The organism is Marinomonas transparens (genome assembly GCF_016463975.1).
Classification (GTDB): Bacteria; Pseudomonadota; Gammaproteobacteria; order Pseudomonadales; family Marinomonadaceae; genus Marinomonas; species Marinomonas transparens.
Genome location: NZ_JAEMNX010000002.1, coordinates 415,420 through 431,810, shown reverse-complemented (window position 1 = coordinate 431,810; position 16,391 = coordinate 415,420). Strand labels below are relative to the sequence as shown.

Here is a 16,391-nt window from a genome sequence, read left to right as displayed (position 1 = left end):
ATGGTATTTTTATTTGGCGTATTTATTTTGTGCTTGATAAATCGCTTGAGTTAAATGCATTTTAAAATCGGGAAACTCGCTAGGTACCCTTCCCCAGAGAAAACTGTCTGTGACAAAGGTTTTGATGCCGTCAGCATCATTAGTGAAGGGAATAAGCGCGACATTATTGGGTTCATGATATTGAACCTCTAACCTTCCTTGATTTACTAATTGTATGAAGGTAAACCAGTTGGCAATACCTTGAAGGGTTTTTTCAGGAGTGCGACCTTGACGATAAATACCTTCCAATGTTGGCAGCACAAATATAGGAAATTTTGCATAACCGTCGGTGCAAATACGTTCTACTGTGTCACCGATATTAGTATTGCTAAAACGCTGAGCAATGATGTCGGCGTAAGAGGTTAGATCAACAATAGATTCACCCAGAGCTGGAATAGCATCTTGTTGTATAAAGTCCTTAAAGTATTGATTGAGTTCGACATCTCTCATGGCTTCATCAAAGTAAGTTAAGCCTTTTAATGCCGCTTGATAAGTGATGCAGGTATGGCCTGCATTTAATATACGGATTTTCGCTTCTTCAAAAGGGGCAACCTGATCAACAAACTGTACGTCAACTAAGTCTAAATCTGGTTTTTCACCAGCAAACTTGTCTTCTACCACCCATTGAATGAAGTCTTCACCCATCACCGTCATTTCATCCGTCAGGGCAAAGCGGGCGTGAACATCATCAATGTGTTGTTGGCTTGGTTTAGGGGTGATTCGGTCCACCATGGAGCAAGGGAAAGAAACATTCTCTTTGACCCAGTTTGCCAATTTAATGTCTTTCTTCGCGGCTAAAAATTGCATAAGACCTGTTTCTAATAGCTCGCCATTATGGCGAAGGTTATCGCAGCAAAGTAACGTGATTTTAGCCTGTGAGGTTTCACTGCGTATTTTCAAACCTGCGTATAAAAAGGCATAAAGGGTATTACGTGCACCTTCTACATCCGCTTTGATAGCGGGGTTATCTAGCATCAAGGTGCGATTTTCATCAAGGTAGTAACCGCCTTCTGTGACGGTGGAGGTAACAAGCTGAATGTTTTCATCAGCCATCGCAAGATCTACCGCTTGAGGTTCTTGTGCGCCATCTATTTGGCGAATGATAGAGCGGATATGTTGATATTCAGTCGTCCCGTCAGCGGCCATAGTCTTTAGAACATATTCACCGCGTTGCTTGATGAATTGAGCAAAATATTCGCTGTCTTGAGGGCGAATATTAACCCCGATCACGCCCCACTTTTCACCATTAGGGAGAGCTAATAAGCGGTCAAAATAGACCGCTTGGTGCGCCCTATGAAAAGCCCCTACACCAAGATGAATGACACCGGCTTGGATGTTGCCTCGCAGGTAGTCTTGAACGGACAACTGGTCATTATTGAGCGACGCTTGCAAGTAATTGGCCATTTTATGCTTCCTCTGGAATCACAGAAATAACGCGGTCACTATCATTGAACAAAATGATTTCAGCTTCATCTATTTGGACATTAACGGCTTGTCCGTCTTTTAAGTCGCTACGTGCAGAGGCTTTTACGATAATGGTTTGATTATTAGCTAATTGAATGTGCGCATAAGCCTCGGAGCCTAAATGTTCCACTAATTCAACGCGTCCTGAAATCTGACCTCCATGTTCAACGAGTGCCATATGTTCTGGACGAATGCCCATGGTGACCGAGCTTGGTAATGGGCCATGTAAACGATTTTCAGGGAAAGCAACTTGGCTATTAAGCAGTTGCAGGTTTAGATTTTCTTCCTCACGTATGATGGTGTCGATAGGAATTAGATTCATTTTAGGTGTGCCAATGAATTCAGCTACAAAACGGCTGTTTGGTTGGCGGTAAAGCTCTAGTGGTGTGCCTACCTGTTCTATTTGCCCTGCATTTAAAATAACAACGCGGTCAGCTAAGGTCATTGCTTCGACCTGATCATGGGTAACATAGACCATGGTGGTACCAAGCTTCTTATGAAGGCGAGCAAGCTCTAAGCGCATTTGTACTCGCAGTGCGGCATCTAAATTTGATAGTGGTTCATCAAATAAAAATACTTTTGGTTGACGAACAATAGCGCGGCCTATGGCAACCCGCTGTCTCTGTCCCCCAGACAGTTCTTTGGGCTTGCGTTCTAAGAGCTCATCCAGTTGTAGAGAGGCAGAGGCAGCATGAACCTTTTGTTGTATTTCTGCTTGGGAAACCTTAGCTAGTCGTAGGGCAAAGGATAGGTTTTCGGCAACCGTCATGTGTGGATAAAGAGCGTAAGATTGAAACACCATGGCCAAATCACGCTTTGAAGATGCGACTTCTGTAATATCACGACCATCTAGCTTGATTGATCCGCTACTACAGGATTCTAGGCCAGCAATGGTACGTAATAGGGTGGATTTACCACAACCAGAAGGTCCAACGAAAACAATAAACTCGCCTTCAGAAATTGAAAGGTTTATGCCACGTAGAGCATGGTAGTTGTCGTAGTGTTTTTGTAGCTCTGTAATCGTTAAGTAACTCATAAAAATCTTCCTAATAATTATTTTACAGCGCCGAATGTTAGGCCTTGGACAAGTTGTTTCTGACAGAACCAACCGAATATGACGATGGGCGCACAAGCTAGCGTTGATGCGGCGGATAGTTTTGCCCAAAACAAGCCTTCAGGGCTGGAGTAGGAGGCAATCATCGCGGTTAAGGGGGCTGCGTCTGATGCCGTCAAGTTAAGAGACCAAAAGGCTTCATTCCAGCACAGCACGATAGATAAGAGAGCCGTTGAAGAGATAGCACCGACGGACAGAGGTAAAACGACTTTCACCACTTCATCCCAAGGTGTTGCACCATCCATTCGTGCTGCTTCTAAAATTTCTTTTGGTAAATCTTTGAAGTAGGAGAACAGCATCCAGACCACAATCGGCAAATTCATTAGCGTAAAGATGATGACCAATGCCGTGCGAGAGTCTAATAGCCCATAGTCTCTACATAGAATGTAGATAGGCACTAATACACCAACGGCTGGCAGCATTTTTGTAGATAGCATCCACAGTAAAATGTCCTTTGTGCGTTTGCCTGGAAAAAATGCCATTGAGTAGGCCGCAGGGATAGCAATAATCAGAGCAATGATGGTCGAACCAAACGAGGTGATTACCGAGTTCAGAGCGTGATGGACATAGTCGCTGCGCTCTTGAACGACTCGGAAGTTATCTACAGTGGGTTCAAAAAAGAGTGCTGGAGGTATGGATATCGCCTGTAATTCCGTTTTGAATGAGGTGATAAACATCCAAAAAATAGGAAAAAATAGTACCAATGCGACCGTCCAAGCGAATAAGCCGGTTACTAAGGTTTTGAGTTTGCGTTGCTGATTAAGAGTCATTGTATTTACCTCACACCGTTAAGTTTTTGCCAACGGCACGAATTAGGAAAAAGGCCACAATATTGGCAAGCAGCACGGCAAACAAACCACCGGCAGAAGCCACACCAACGTCATATTGAAGAAGAGCTTGGTTATAAATTAGGTAAGCTAAATTGGTACTGTCGTAACCTGGACCTCCACCAGTAGAGACGAATATTTCAGCGAAAATAGCCAGTAGAAAGATGGTTTCTATCATAATGACGACGGCAATAGGGCGTGCCAAATGGGGTATGGTGAGGTAGCGGAATATGTGCCAACCTGTTGCACCATCCATTTGTGCCGCTTCTTTTTGTTCGGTGTCTTGGGATTGCAGTGCGGTTACAAAGACTAAAATAGCAAAAGGTAGCCACTGCCAACTGACCATCATGATGACGGAGCCTAAGGGAAAGCTAGACAGCCAATCAATGGGTTCAAAGCCAAGAGTTTGGGAAATCCAAGCAAAGATGCCGTACACAGGGTTCATCATCATATTTTTCCAAATCAATGCGTTCACTGTCGGCATGATAAAGAAAGGCGAAATAAGTAAGACACGCACAATGCCTTGGCCGAAAAAAGGTTTGTCAATCAAGGCAGATAACATGACTCCCAAAACAACCGTGATGATCAACACAGAAAGCAGCAGTATTAGTGTGTTGGATACGGCTGGAATAAAGCCTGGGTCAGTAATAAAGAATTCAAAGTTCATCCATCCGACAAAATTATTTTGACCTGGATACAACAAGTTGTAGCGAATAGTGGAGAAGTAAATGGTCATGGATAATGGAATGACCATCCAAACCAAAAGCATGATGACTGATGGCGCCATTAATAAGCGAGTGATTGAACGCTTCATGTTGAGTTTCTCTTATTATAAGCGGGAGTAATTGTCCTATTAATAGGGGGAGCCAAAAGTGGGAAATAGGGCTAAAGCCCTATTTCTGTATTGGGCTAGACTAGTAGTAACCCGCTTGGCGCATCTGACGATCAGCTGCACGGTTAGCATTTTTTAGTGCCTGATCGACGCTCATGCTTCCCGCCAATGCCCCTGAAACCATTTGACCAGCCGTGGTTCCTATTGCTTGGAATTCAGGAATGGCTGCGAATTGAACGCCAACGTAAGGGGAAGGTTTTAGTGTGCTGTCATTTGGGTTGGCCGAGTTGATGGCTTTCAACTCGGCTTCTGCAAAGACGGCCGCTTTTTGAAACTTAGGGTTAGCATAAGTACTGCTACGCGTACCAGTTGGCACTGCAGCCCAGCCATTCGTATTGCCGACGAGCTGAATGTACTCTTTAGAAGTAGCCCAGCGCACAAACTTTTGCGCGGCATCGACATTTTTAGTGGCGACAGGGATACCTAGCGCCCAAGACCAAAGCCAGTTAGCGCCTTTTTCTGTTACTGAGATAGGGGATTGAGCAAAGCCGACTTGGTCTGCAACTTTACTTTGCTTAGGGTCTGTTACGAAAGAGGCTGCAATTGTCGCATCAATCCACATGCCGCATTTTCCTTCATTGAACAAGGCCAAGCTTTCGTTAAAGCTATTGCTGCTTGAGCCCGGAGGGCCATACTTGTTAACAAGGTTTACGTAGAAATTAACAGCCGTTTTCCATTCGTTAGATTCTAGTTGAGGTTTCCAGTTTTCATCAAACCAACGAGCGCCAAATGAATTTGCCATGGTCGTCATAAAGGCCATGTTATCGCCCCAACCAGCTTTACCGCGAAGGCAAATGCCATAGATGCCTTTGCTTGGATCGTTAACCGCAGCAGCCACATCTCGAATGTGGTCCCAGCTATCTCGGTCATTCATTTCCATTCCGGCCGCTTCCACTAGGTCTTTACGGTACATTACCATGGAGCTTTCACCGTAGAATGGAGAGGCGTACATAGTACCTTTGTAGGACAGTCCATCGCGAATAGAAGGAAGAATGTCCGCTTTGTCGTAGTTTCCGCTAGTATCAACTGCTTGCAGCCAACCACGCTCACCCCAAATAGGTGCTTCGTACATACCAATGGTCATGACATCGTATAAACCACTTTTGTTGGCAATATCCTGAGTGACATTTTGACGTAGTACACCTTCTTCCAGCGTTACCCATTTCACTTTAATGTCTGGGTTGGCTTTTTCAAAGATAGGTGTCAGTTTTTGCATTTCGATCATGTGGCCATTGTTGACCGTGGCGACTGTAATTTCAGTTTGTGCAGCCGCGTTCACAGCGATCACTGCGGCGCTTAAAGATACCGTTAAGGTCACGGCATTTTTGATGGTATTGTTCATAGGTTGCTCCCGTTTGGGTATATTTATTTTTATAGCAGTGCCTAGGGAGACCCCTAGCACTTGATAATTACTTATCAAGTGACCATTAATATAGGCTTGTCAAAATTGACTGGCTAATACATAAATAGCCAATAACGGTACTATTTTGTTCTTTTTTTTATATTCGATAGGTAAAACAGTCAAAATAATATGACTTTAATGACATCTAATACCCTTTTATTAAGGTGCAGATAGGGTTTTCTATGACAATTATCAGCGAATTGCCTGAAGCTGTTTTCGCTTTTGGCTGAAGTGTCTATAATGGCGGCATTCTTAATAGGGGACAGTTTCATGCTTGAAACATCAGAGTCAGTGAGTTTTAAACGTCTGAAATGGCATTGCCGCCGTGGCATGTTGGAATTAGATTTGCTGTTGGAGCCGTTTCTTGATGAGGTTTATTTGACCTTGGATGAAGACGATAAAGCACGCTTTTATAAATTAATTGAATGTGAAGACCAAGACCTGTTTCTTTGGTTTATGCAGAAAGAGGTGCCTGTAGATCCTGATCTCGCACGCATCGTTGATATTATTTTGACCCGTGTTCAGCCTGACAACCACCGCTCTTAAAACCTCTTGGATTGGCATAATGTTCTGGCTGATATTTGCTGGATGTTGTGCCTTTCTACTACAGCTTTTCTGGATGCCTATTGTCTGGAGGGTATCTCTCTTCATTTTTGTTTTTGTGCTCGTTTCTGCTTTTGCAATTTACCGTATGTATCAACCAGCAAGCCAAGTGGGTATTGATGAATTGGGGGCTTTCTGGTGTGAAGGTGAGCAGTATTTTAGGCTTAATTTTATACGAGTTAATGGGATTCAGTTGATTGCTCAATGTCCCAAAGAAAATCGTTTTTTGAATTATTTTTTACCTAGATTTCGAGTGATTTACCGAGATAGTGTCTCTTATGATACTTATCGGACGTTACGTTCTTTTGCATCACAACAAATATTGTTACGCCGCAGTAAAGCATCCAGCAAGCGTTTCAAATGAAAGGTTATTCCGAATTTTCCGGCGTTAAAATCGTCGGTGTGCTGGTGGCTTGTTTTTCTGGGTAGTCTAAGGTGAAATGCAAGCCACGACTTTCTTTACGCGACATGGCGGAGCGGATAATTAAATCGGCCACCACAGCCAAATTACGTAGCTCCAGTAGGTCGTTTGATACCTTGTAATTGGCGTAGAACTCTTGTATTTCTGATAGTAAAAGGTCGACTCTGTGTTTAGCCCTTAGTAGTCGTTTATCTGTCCTTACAATGCCCACGTAATCCCACATGAAGCGTCTTAGTTCTTGCCAGTTATGTGTAATAACCACGTCTTCATCTGAGTCAGTGACTTGGGACTCATCCCAGTCTGGAATATTAATGTTTTGCTTAGAAATCTTGCGGCTTAAAATGTCGTGGGCAGCGGAGCGAGCAAAGACAATGCATTCTAGTAGTGAGTTGCTGGCTAGGCGGTTAGCGCCATGAAGTCCGGTATAAGCGGTTTCACCAATGGCATATAGGTTATTTATATCTGTGCTGCCATGTTTGTTTACGACGACACCACCACAGGTGTAGTGGGCGGCAGGGACAACAGGTATTGGGCCTTTGGTCATATCATGGCCATATTCCAAGCAGCGTTTATAGATGGTAGGAAAATGCTCTTTGATAAAGTCTGGGTCTTTATGGGAAATGTCTAATAATACGTGGTGGACGCCGAGACGTTTCATTTCGTGGTCAATAGCACGAGCGACTATGTCCCGCGGTGCTAATTCTTCCCTTTTATCAAACTCCGCCATAAAGGGAGTGCCATCAGGTAATAAGAGTTTACCGCCTTCACCGCGTACGGCTTCCGAGATTAAAAAGGTTTTTGCTTTGGCGTCATAGAGGCAAGTGGGATGGAATTGATTGAACTCCATATTGGCGACTCTGCATCCTGTACGCCACGCCATAGCGATACCATCTCCAGAAGCCGTGTCTGGGTTGCTAGTATAGAGATAAACCTTGCTGCCACCGCCACAGGCTAGGGACACATAGCTTCCCTGAAAGACTTCAATAACATCATCATTCAAGTTGAGTGCGTAGACGCCAACGGCACGGTTTTCACCATCTAAGCCGAGTTTTTTGGTGGTCACGACATCAATCGCTACTCGGTCTGGGAAGAAGTCAATATTAGGATGGTCAGCAGCATTTTTAATCAGTGTTTTTGAGATGGCTAGACCAGTGGCGTCGGCACTGTGAATAATTCGTCTGTGGCTGTGGCCGCCTTCTTTAGTGAGATGATACTCTTCGCCTTCCCCGTATTTAGTAAAAGGCACTCCTTGGTGAATTAGCCAGTCAATGCTTTCTTTTGAGTGCTCTACAGTAAAGCGAATGGCATCAGGGTCGCCTAATTCCACTCCGGCATCTATGGTGTCATGGATATGAGAATCAATGGTGTCTTTATTGGATAAGACAGCGGCAACACCACCTTGGGCATAAAGTGTCGAGCCTTCACGGATATCGGCTTTGGTTAGAATTGCCACACTATGGGTGTTGGCAAGCTCAAGAGCTAGCGTTAATCCTGCGGCGCCTGCGCCTATGATGACGATATCGTGTTTAAAGTGTCGGCTCATGATGTTGTTCTAGTTAGACTATAAAAAATTAATGGTACTATTGTTGTCATAACATAGTGAAGACTTTCCGAAACAGTGCCCTGATATTTATTATACTTAGTTACTTAAGAAGAGGCTTTGAAAGCGCATTCTTTGTGTAACTTGGTGATTTACGTGAATTTCTAGGGGAACTCCGTTGATAAACAAATGTCTATGATTGGAATAATTAAGGGCGCAGATGATTAAGGTATTAGTACGAGGTGCCTATGCAGCATGAAACGTCTTCTGATCAGGCGTTAGTGGAGAGAGTACAGCAAGGCGATAAACAGGCCTTTGATCTTTTAGTCGCTAAGTACCAATACAAGGTAATAGGCCTGATTGGCCGTTATGTACAAGATAAACATGAAGTATTAGATGTTGCACAAGAAAGCTTTATCAAAGCCTACCGTGCCATTGGTAGCTTTCGTGGTGAAAGTGCCTTTTACACTTGGTTGTATCGTATTGCAGTGAATACGGCGAAAAATTATTTAGTGAGTCGGTCTCGTCGTCCGCCAGGCTCCGATATCGAATTGGATAATGAGGAAGTTTTTGCGGATTACGATGCCTTAGCGAATGTTGATACTCCTGAGGCAACATTGAACCGTGATCGGCTTGAAGAGGCAATTCATAATGCGATTAAAAATTTACCTGAAGAATTACGCAGCGCATTAACTTTACGCGAATTTGATGGTCTGAGTTACGAAGATATAGCGCAAATTATGGAATGTCCTGTGGGGACAGTTAGGTCAAGAATTTTTCGTGCGCGTGAAGCAGTAGAAAAACATATACGTCCATTTATGGGGGCAGGAGAGGAATCATGACAACACAAAATGATAACGCCCAAGAGGTATTAGCAAGCTTGTCAGCCATGTTTGATGATGAGGCTACAACACAAGACATTGACTGCTTGTTAGGCCGTGATAGCGCCTCTCTGAGTTGTCAGTTAGAGAGTTTTCATCTTATTCAGCAAACGCTACACAAAGAGGCTGCTGTTGATGTGGGGTTGGGGGATAGCCTAGTGTCACGGGTTCGATCTCAGCTGGACTTGGAAGCCCAACTTGATGATCAGCTGGGAACGGTTAGTGCTCAGAGATTGAGTAATGTGGTGCAACTGCCTTTAGTTGAACAGGCGTTAGCCGAAGAAACTAAGGCGACGCGCCCTGCGTGGTATGGCATGTTTGCTGGTGTCGCTGTGGCAGCCAGTGTGGCGTTTGTCATTGTCTTAGGAGGCAATGTTTTACAGGCGCCAGTGATGCTTGAGACGAATGTCGCACAACAGGCATCACCTGAAAACAATGCTGTGGTGACGCCTCTTGCTGATTTAAGTAAGGATACACTGCAAGCGGATAACCTGAGACTGCAGAACTACTTAAGACAACATGCAGAGCAATCTGCCATGACGGTAGGTCAAGGTATGATGCCTATGGCTCGCGTTGTTAGCTATCCGATAAAAGAGTAATACATGAAGCTGTCTTCTCTAGTACAGGTTGTTTTATTGACTTTAAGTGTATTTGTTTCTGCTATTGGCATGGCTAATACCGTAACACCTGATGCATTGCAGTTGTTGAGGCAAATGACCCAGTCTCTTTCCACCTTGAGTTATGAGGGCGTTTTTATTCATTCAGAATCCTCTCATATGAATAGTATGCGCGTACGCCATGATCTTATGGGCGGTGTAGAATATGAGAGTTTAGTGGACTTGGATGGCGATAAAGTAGAAGTACTGCGAATTGATAACAACGTCATTTGTGTTTACCCCAATGCGTCTATTGCTAATACCAGATCACCTTTACTTCCCCCTTTTAAACGCTTTAAAGACTTGGCAAGTGAGCGCTTAGAGCAAGGCTATGACATGGAGGTTGATGAAGGCATCAGCCGAATTGCAGGGCGAGATGCGATTGTTATTCGCTTGATGCCAAAGGACAATTATCGTTATGGTCATGAATTTTGGTTAGATGAAGAAAATCATTTTTTACTTAAGCATGACATGGTGACGGCTCAGGGAGAGCTACTGGAACGAATTCAGTTTACTTCAGTTAACTTTTCTCCTGACTTGAAACCACAAGACTTTGTCCCCAAAAAAGGCAGTTATTCACAACCTTTATTGGAAGCTCAGCCTAGGCGTATTAAAAACTTATGGAAGTTTGACTGGTTGCCGGATGGTTTTGTTCTTGTCTGGCCAGATGCTCGTGCTTTAAATCATGGTACCAGCATGCTGTTGTTATCCGATGGAATGAGTACCATATCTGTCTTTATTGAGCCGAGTATGAAAACGAAATCACTGTCTATTTTGAACATGGGGGCGACGATTGCTGGCGAGCGTAGCATTCGAGTTGGCGAACAAGTGTATTTGCTCACCATGGTGGGCGAAGTGCCAAAATCGACCGTTGAAAAGCTGATGTCCGTCTTTATGCCAAGGTCCTCTTCATGATCGAAGAGTCTGGAACCGTGTTAGCGGTAGAAGTTGGCTTTGCTGAGGTGGAAACCATTCGTACCAGCAGCTGTACTTCTTGTCGCGCTCGTCATGGTTGTGGTCATCATGCTATCGCTCAGGTTTCGGCAAGTAACCGTATGCTCATGCGGGCCATTGACCCCTTGACCGTTGAAGTTGGCCAAAAAGTAGTTGTCGGTATCCCCGAAGATACTTTATTACAGGCATCGTTATGGATGTATTTGATTCCATTGCTTGGCCTTATTGGTGGTGCCGTTTTACCTTCTATCTGGGGTGGCGAGTCTAATTTTGCTGTTGTTTTATCTCTTTTTGGGTTTTTAGCTGGTCTTTGGTTAGCGAAGAATAAGTCAAAAAAAGAGATGAATAATCCCAATTACTTCCCCAAAATTTTAAGAATTCAATCAGTCCAAAGTGAGCAAATACCCTTAGTATTTACACCTTGAACTTTATACAGTTTTCACTTGGCACTGTAATGAACTTGGTATGTCTTAAGGAGACCAATCAATGAACAGACTGCTTAAACAAACGAGCATGGTTGTCGTCAGTACTTTTATGATGTTTTCCATGCTTTCCCACGCGGCTTCACTTCCTGATTTTACTGAATTAGTGGAAAAAGCTTCTCCAGCGGTTGTTAATATCAGCACGGAGCAAGCGGTTACTACCAAAACAGCTAATGAGGGAAAAGGTCAGAATCTGGGGCCCAATAGCGAAGAGCTTAATGAGTTTTTTAAGCACTTTTTTGGGCAACAACCTCCTTTTAACCAAAGGAAACCGCAAAATCCTCAGGGGCCTCAAGGCGAGCGTCATTCGCTAGGATCTGGTTTTATTATTTCCCATGATGGTTATGTTCTGACGAATAATCATGTGATTGATGGGGCAGATGTCATTCATGTGCGCCTTAATGACCGCCGTGAATATATAGCGGAATTGGTGGGTACAGATCCTAGAACCGATTTGGCGCTACTGAAGATAGAAGCGGACGATTTACCTATTGTGAAAATGGGCGCTTCTGACAAACTGAAACCGGGACAATGGGTATTGGCAATTGGCTCACCGTTTGGTTTTGATTACACGGTTACCGCAGGCATTGTGAGTGCAATAGGTCGTAGCTTACCTTCTGATGGTTATGTACCTTTTATTCAAACGGATGTCGCAATAAACCCCGGCAACTCAGGTGGTCCATTGTTTAACCTAGACGGTGAAGTAGTGGGTATTAATTCACAGATTTATACTCGATCTGGTGGTTTTATGGGGGTATCTTTTGCGATCCCCTCTAAGGTTGCCATGTCTGTTGTTGATCAGCTTAAGTCCGATGGTAAGGTTTCCCGCGCTTGGCTTGGCGTGCTGATTCAAGACGTAAATAATGAATTAGCAGAATCGTTTGGCTTGGATCGTCCAAATGGCGCGCTAATCAGCCGTGTATTACCGGATTCACCAGCACAGAAGGCAGGTTTAAAATCTGGCGATATTATTATGACGTTCAATGGGAAAAACATCGAACATTCAGGTGAGCTCCCATATGTTGTTGGTCAAATGAAAGCAGGAACAGTGGTTAATGCCGGAATTTATCGTGATGGCAAAGAGCAAATCATTGAAATTAAGCTCGAATCACGTCCAACGGATCCTAAGGTTATTGCGCAATCACAACAAGACAAAAATCGTCTTGGTATGATTGTCGGTGACGTTCCTGAAGAGGTTGCTAAGGACTTGGAAGTTAAAGGAGGCGTTGTGATCAAGCAAATTTTGGGCGGCACAGCATCTCGTAATGGCTTACAACAAGGTGACATTATTACCATGTTAAATGGTCAGCATATTGAAGGTGTTGCCGATTTTACTAAGATTGCTAAAGCTATTCCTAACAATCGGTCAGTGCCTATGCGTGTTATTCGTCAGGGCTACCCAATGTTTATTCCTTTTAAAATAATGGATTAACAACGTAAGTTATTTAATAAACAGTAAGCGATAGATAGGAAAGGCGACCAATTGGTCGCCTTTTTATTAATGAATATTCCGTGAGACGTTTTTGGACTAGAGCGCTTTGGCAAAAATTTTGGAGTTACGTTGATAGTTATAAAGCGCTTGTTTTTTAGCTGGTAGGCTGGCAAGGGTTGTTTCGCTGAACCCCCGCTCGATAAACCAATGAGCAGTACGAGTGGTGAGAAGAAATATAGTGGACAGCCGCAACGTCTTTGCCGTTTGCTCAATGCCTTTTAATAAACGTTCTCCGCGATTTAAGCCGCGATAATCTGGGGAGACTGCTAAGCAAGCCAATTCGCCGGCGTTTTCTTGCTCAAATGGATAAAGCGCCGCACAGGCGACAATGGCACCATCTCGCTCAATGACGATAAAACGATTTACTTCATTCTCGAGCAATTCTCGTGAACGTCTCACTAGAACACCTTTTTCTTCAAGGGGGGTGAGTAATGCCATCATACCGCCGACATCGTCAATATTGGCTGAGCGTAGTTGTTCGTAGCTGTCTTCATCAACCATGGTACCCGCACCCTCGCGGGTAAACAGTTCTCTAAGTAGTCCACCGTTTTCGTTATAAGAGATTAAATGTGCTCGTGGCACATGTTGTCTTACTGCTTGTACACAAGCTGCTAAGGCAGAATGCGTTGTGCTAGAAAGAGAGTTTTGTTTTAAAATTGCTTCTGCATCTTTCGCTAATAGTTCGGAATAAAGCGCACCGTTATCACTCAAAATACCTTCTTCTTCAGAGAAGATGATCAGCTTATCTGCCTTGAGTTGAATGGCTGCTTGAACCGCTACCTCTTCGCCCTTTAGGTTAAATACTTCGCCTGTAGGGGAGAAGCCAAGGTGAGGTAAAAGCACCATATTGTCGTCTTCGAGCAGGCGAAAAATAGCTTCGGTGTCGATACGGCGCACTTCACCAGAATGGCCATAATCTATGCCATCAACCACGCCCAATGGGCGCGCAATAACATAGTTTCCGCTGCATACTTTTAGGCGAGCACCCGCCATAGGAGTATTGGATACTCCCATAGATAACTGGGCTTCAAGTTGCACACGAACAGCTGCAGACGCTTGAATAACATTTAACAGTTGGTCTTGCGGTGTGACGCGATAACCGTCTTCCATCAAACTGGTTAAGTGATGGTTGGACAATGCACGGTCAATTTGTGGTCGGGCACCTTGCACTAGAACTAAGCGAATACCCAATGAATCGAGTAGGGCGAGATCATGGATAATGCCAGAAAAGTGGGGGCATTCAATCGCCTCACCGGGAATTAAGATAACAAAAGTTTTTCCCCTATGGGCATTAATATAAGGGGATGAGTGGCGGAACCAGTCCACATAATTTAGCTCGTCAGGCACACTATTTCTCATTTTTTTGATGGTTTAGTTGAAGGCAAAAACGTTCTATGAGACCACGTATTACCTGCTGCATAGGTTGAATTTGATCCAACGCCATAAATTCATTGGGTTGGTGGGCTTGGTCGATAGAACCCGGTCCCAGAATCAGAGTTTCCATTCCCATTTGATTGAGGAAAGGGCCTTCTGTTGCAAATGCCACCGTAGTAGCACTGCGTTCTGTTAAGTTTTCACAAGCCTTAATAATATCTGATTCAATCGGTGTGTAAAAAGAGGGGACATCAGGGAATAAGCTGTTTAATTGTATTTTAGTGCCTGTTTTCGCCTCGATGCTTGGTAAACGCTGGGTGATTTCTGACATTAATTCTTTATTGCTCATGCCGGGTAGTGCTCTTACATCAAATTCCAATTCGCAATGTCCACAAATACGATTAGGATTGTCGCCGCCATGGATACAACCAAAGTTCATGGTTGGGTAGTCGATGATGAAATTTGCATCACGATATTGATTTTTTAGTTGCTGACGAAAGGTCATTAATTCCGACATAACCGAGTGCATCGCATCAAGGGCATTGTTGCCAAGTGCTGGATTAGATGAATGCCCGGCTTGTCCTGTAATTTGAATGCGCTCCATCATGATGCCTTTGTGGGCATGAATTGGAGTGAGCGAGGTGGGTTCACCTATTAAGGCGTACCTTGCTTTCAGTTTGCCTTGCTCGACCAAGGCTCGAGCGCCCGCCATAGAGCTTTCTTCATCCGCTGTGGCGAGAATGATTAAGGGCTGTTTTAGTTCGTTCAGCTGCATTTGACGGACAGTATCTAATACGATGGCGAAGAACCCCTTCATATCACAGCTGCCCAAACCATAAAGCTTTTGGTCCCTTTCTTCTAAAGCGAATGGGTCGGATTGCCAGCGTCCTTCATCATAGGGCACGGTATCCGTATGGCCAGAAAGAACCAAACCGCCATCGCCGCTACCAAGGGTGGCGATGAGATTAAATTTATTAGGTTGGTCTGGCAGCGGCATGACTTCACAGCGAAAGCCTTGGGAGCTTAACCAGCTTTCTAGTAATTGAATCACGCCTTTATTTGACTGATCCCAGCTGGCTTGACTACAACTGATAGAAGGCGCTGCAATCAGTTGTGACATCATGCTAATAAGCGATGGAAGTACTGGCATTAGGATTCTCCTTGAACCCGGGTTATTTCAGATATTACTGCTGGTAATTTTGGCATCTGACGCACATGTGTTTATATAGCATCAGATGTAAAAGAGGTTTATCTATTATGGCTACCGAGCTAGAACTTAAGTTAATGGTTCAGTCCGAGTATCTCAAGTCCGCAAGCGATTTTCTTGATGAAATTTGTATACTTTCTTCTTCGGATGAACAATCTCGTCAACCTACACTTTCGTTGATGAACGCTTATTTTGACACAGAAGAAGCTACTTTAATGCAGGCGGGTATGGCGTTGCGTATTCGTGCCGTTAACAATCAATATATACAAACCGTAAAAACGCGCGGCAGTAGCCGTATTGGCATGCATGCTCGTGGGGAGTGGGAATGGATTCTACCCCATGAAAACTTGGATTTGTCTCTCTTAACTGAGGTCCCCCTCCCTGAGGCATTGAAGAATATGTCGTGGAGCGACAAGCTCATCGAAGCTTATCGTACTGACTTTGAACGCCAAGTTTGGAATATAGAATCACAGGGCTCCCAAATGGAAGTGGTTTGCGACCAAGGGCTTGTGACGTCGCCTTATGGTGAAGACGTTATTTGTGAGCTGGAATTAGAGCTGAAAAACGGTGGCGAAGCGGGACTGTATGGACTGGCTTTGCAACTGGCTGATCGGGTTCCAGTACAGGTGAGCATTGTCTCGAAGGCTCAGAAAGGAGCGCGTTTAAAGCACGGCCAAATAGAGTTCCCTCAAAAGCCGATTAACCTTGCTAATGAAATCGAGTTAGCGGCCTATTGGTATGAGGTCTGGTTAGTGTATTGGGAAGCGATGCACTTTATGAAGGATGAAGTGCTGATGCAGCCACTGCGCCATTCTATGTCGCAATTGTCCCGTTGTTTATCTACTGAACTAAGGCAAGAGTTGGATCGATTGGGCAGTGATTTATTGAATGCTTTAGTCGAAGAGGAGGAGTTGCTGCTTAAAAAATTGGCTAGTATGAAGCAAATGGGTATTAGTATGCTTAGAATTGGGCAATGGCTGAATAAGCAGGCTATTTAGGTTTTTGCTTGGGAGCCGATTACATCAAAGAAAATAATAAGAATG

16 protein-coding genes are annotated in these 16,391 nt (G+C 44.1%); 8 read left to right on the top strand and 8 right to left on the bottom strand.

The features are described from left to right. Positions 1–9: 9 nt before the first annotated feature. From I8J31_RS04445 to I8J31_RS04425, 5 genes are all read right to left on the bottom strand, one after another. Positions 10–1,443, bottom strand: a complete 1,434-nt coding sequence (locus I8J31_RS04445; RefSeq protein ID WP_199467085.1) for a mannitol dehydrogenase family protein — start codon at positions 1,441–1,443, stop codon at positions 10–12. A gap of 1 nt (position 1,444) precedes the next feature. Further along, positions 1,445–2,539 carry an ABC transporter ATP-binding protein gene (locus I8J31_RS04440; protein ID WP_199467084.1) on the bottom strand — a complete coding sequence of 365 codons (1,095 nt, stop codon included), beginning with the start codon at positions 2,537–2,539 and terminating at the stop codon, positions 1,445–1,447. 17 nt (positions 2,540–2,556) lie between these two features. After that, a complete protein-coding gene (locus I8J31_RS04435) occupies positions 2,557–3,387 on the bottom strand; it encodes a carbohydrate ABC transporter permease (protein WP_199467083.1) in 831 nt (276 codons plus the stop codon). A gap of 10 nt (positions 3,388–3,397) precedes the next feature. Continuing rightward, entirely contained in the window at positions 3,398–4,258 is an 861-nt protein-coding gene (locus I8J31_RS04430; RefSeq protein ID WP_199467082.1) for a carbohydrate ABC transporter permease, read from the bottom strand. A gap of 100 nt (positions 4,259–4,358) precedes the next feature. Then, positions 4,359–5,678, bottom strand: coding sequence for an ABC transporter substrate-binding protein (locus tag I8J31_RS04425; RefSeq protein WP_199467081.1), 1,320 nt, complete (start codon positions 5,676–5,678; stop codon positions 4,359–4,361). 330 nt (positions 5,679–6,008) lie between these two features. On the opposite strand from I8J31_RS04425, the gene I8J31_RS04420 reads away from it, so the two are divergent. Continuing rightward, positions 6,009–6,284 carry an FAD assembly factor SdhE gene (locus I8J31_RS04420; RefSeq protein WP_199467080.1) on the top strand — a complete coding sequence of 92 codons (276 nt, stop codon included), beginning with the start codon at positions 6,009–6,011 and terminating at the stop codon, positions 6,282–6,284. 19 nt (positions 6,285–6,303) lie between these two features. Continuing rightward, complete coding sequence (locus I8J31_RS04415) at positions 6,304–6,705, top strand: hypothetical protein (protein ID WP_199467079.1); 402 nt, start codon at positions 6,304–6,306, stop codon at positions 6,703–6,705. A gap of 4 nt (positions 6,706–6,709) precedes the next feature. On the opposite strand, the gene nadB is transcribed toward I8J31_RS04415, so the two are convergent. Further along, positions 6,710–8,305, bottom strand: coding sequence for an L-aspartate oxidase (nadB, locus tag I8J31_RS04410; RefSeq protein WP_199467078.1), 1,596 nt, complete (start codon positions 8,303–8,305; stop codon positions 6,710–6,712). Between the two features lie 245 nt (positions 8,306–8,550). Here nadB and rpoE point away from each other — a divergent pair, with 245 nt between their 5' ends. From rpoE to I8J31_RS04385, 5 genes are all read left to right on the top strand, one after another. After that, on the top strand, positions 8,551–9,144 hold the full coding sequence (rpoE, locus tag I8J31_RS04405) for an RNA polymerase sigma factor RpoE (RefSeq protein WP_199467077.1): 594 nt from the start codon (positions 8,551–8,553) through the stop codon (positions 9,142–9,144). Continuing rightward, a complete protein-coding gene (locus tag I8J31_RS04400) occupies positions 9,141–9,782 on the top strand; it encodes a hypothetical protein (RefSeq protein WP_199467076.1) in 642 nt (213 codons plus the stop codon). Before rpoE ends, I8J31_RS04400 begins: the two co-directional genes overlap by 4 nt. Positions 9,783–9,785: 3 nt before the next feature. Next, entirely contained in the window at positions 9,786–10,754 is a 969-nt protein-coding gene (locus I8J31_RS04395) for a MucB/RseB C-terminal domain-containing protein (protein ID WP_199467075.1), read from the top strand. Further along, positions 10,751–11,218: a SoxR reducing system RseC family protein gene (locus tag I8J31_RS04390; RefSeq protein ID WP_199467074.1), complete on the top strand. Its 468-nt coding sequence runs from the start codon at positions 10,751–10,753 to the stop codon at positions 11,216–11,218. Before I8J31_RS04395 ends, I8J31_RS04390 begins: the two co-directional genes overlap by 4 nt. Positions 11,219–11,279: 61 nt before the next feature. Further along, positions 11,280–12,707 (top strand): DegQ family serine endoprotease, encoded by a 1,428-nt coding sequence (locus I8J31_RS04385; RefSeq protein WP_199467073.1) that lies wholly within the window; start codon positions 11,280–11,282, stop codon positions 12,705–12,707. A 96-nt stretch (positions 12,708–12,803) separates the two neighbouring features. On the opposite strand, the gene argA is transcribed toward I8J31_RS04385, so the two are convergent. Together argA and argE are read right to left on the bottom strand one after the other, a co-directional pair. Beyond that, positions 12,804–14,126 (bottom strand): amino-acid N-acetyltransferase, encoded by a 1,323-nt coding sequence (argA, locus tag I8J31_RS04380; protein WP_233402572.1) that lies wholly within the window; start codon positions 14,124–14,126, stop codon positions 12,804–12,806. Beyond that, entirely contained in the window at positions 14,116–15,291 is a 1,176-nt protein-coding gene (argE, locus tag I8J31_RS04375) for an acetylornithine deacetylase (RefSeq protein ID WP_199467071.1), read from the bottom strand. The genes argA and argE overlap by 11 nt, the downstream gene beginning before the upstream one ends. A gap of 107 nt (positions 15,292–15,398) precedes the next feature. On the opposite strand from argE, the gene I8J31_RS04370 reads away from it, so the two are divergent. After that, positions 15,399–16,346, top strand: coding sequence for a CYTH domain-containing protein (locus tag I8J31_RS04370; protein ID WP_199467070.1), 948 nt, complete (start codon positions 15,399–15,401; stop codon positions 16,344–16,346). Positions 16,347–16,391: the final 45 nt, after the last annotated feature.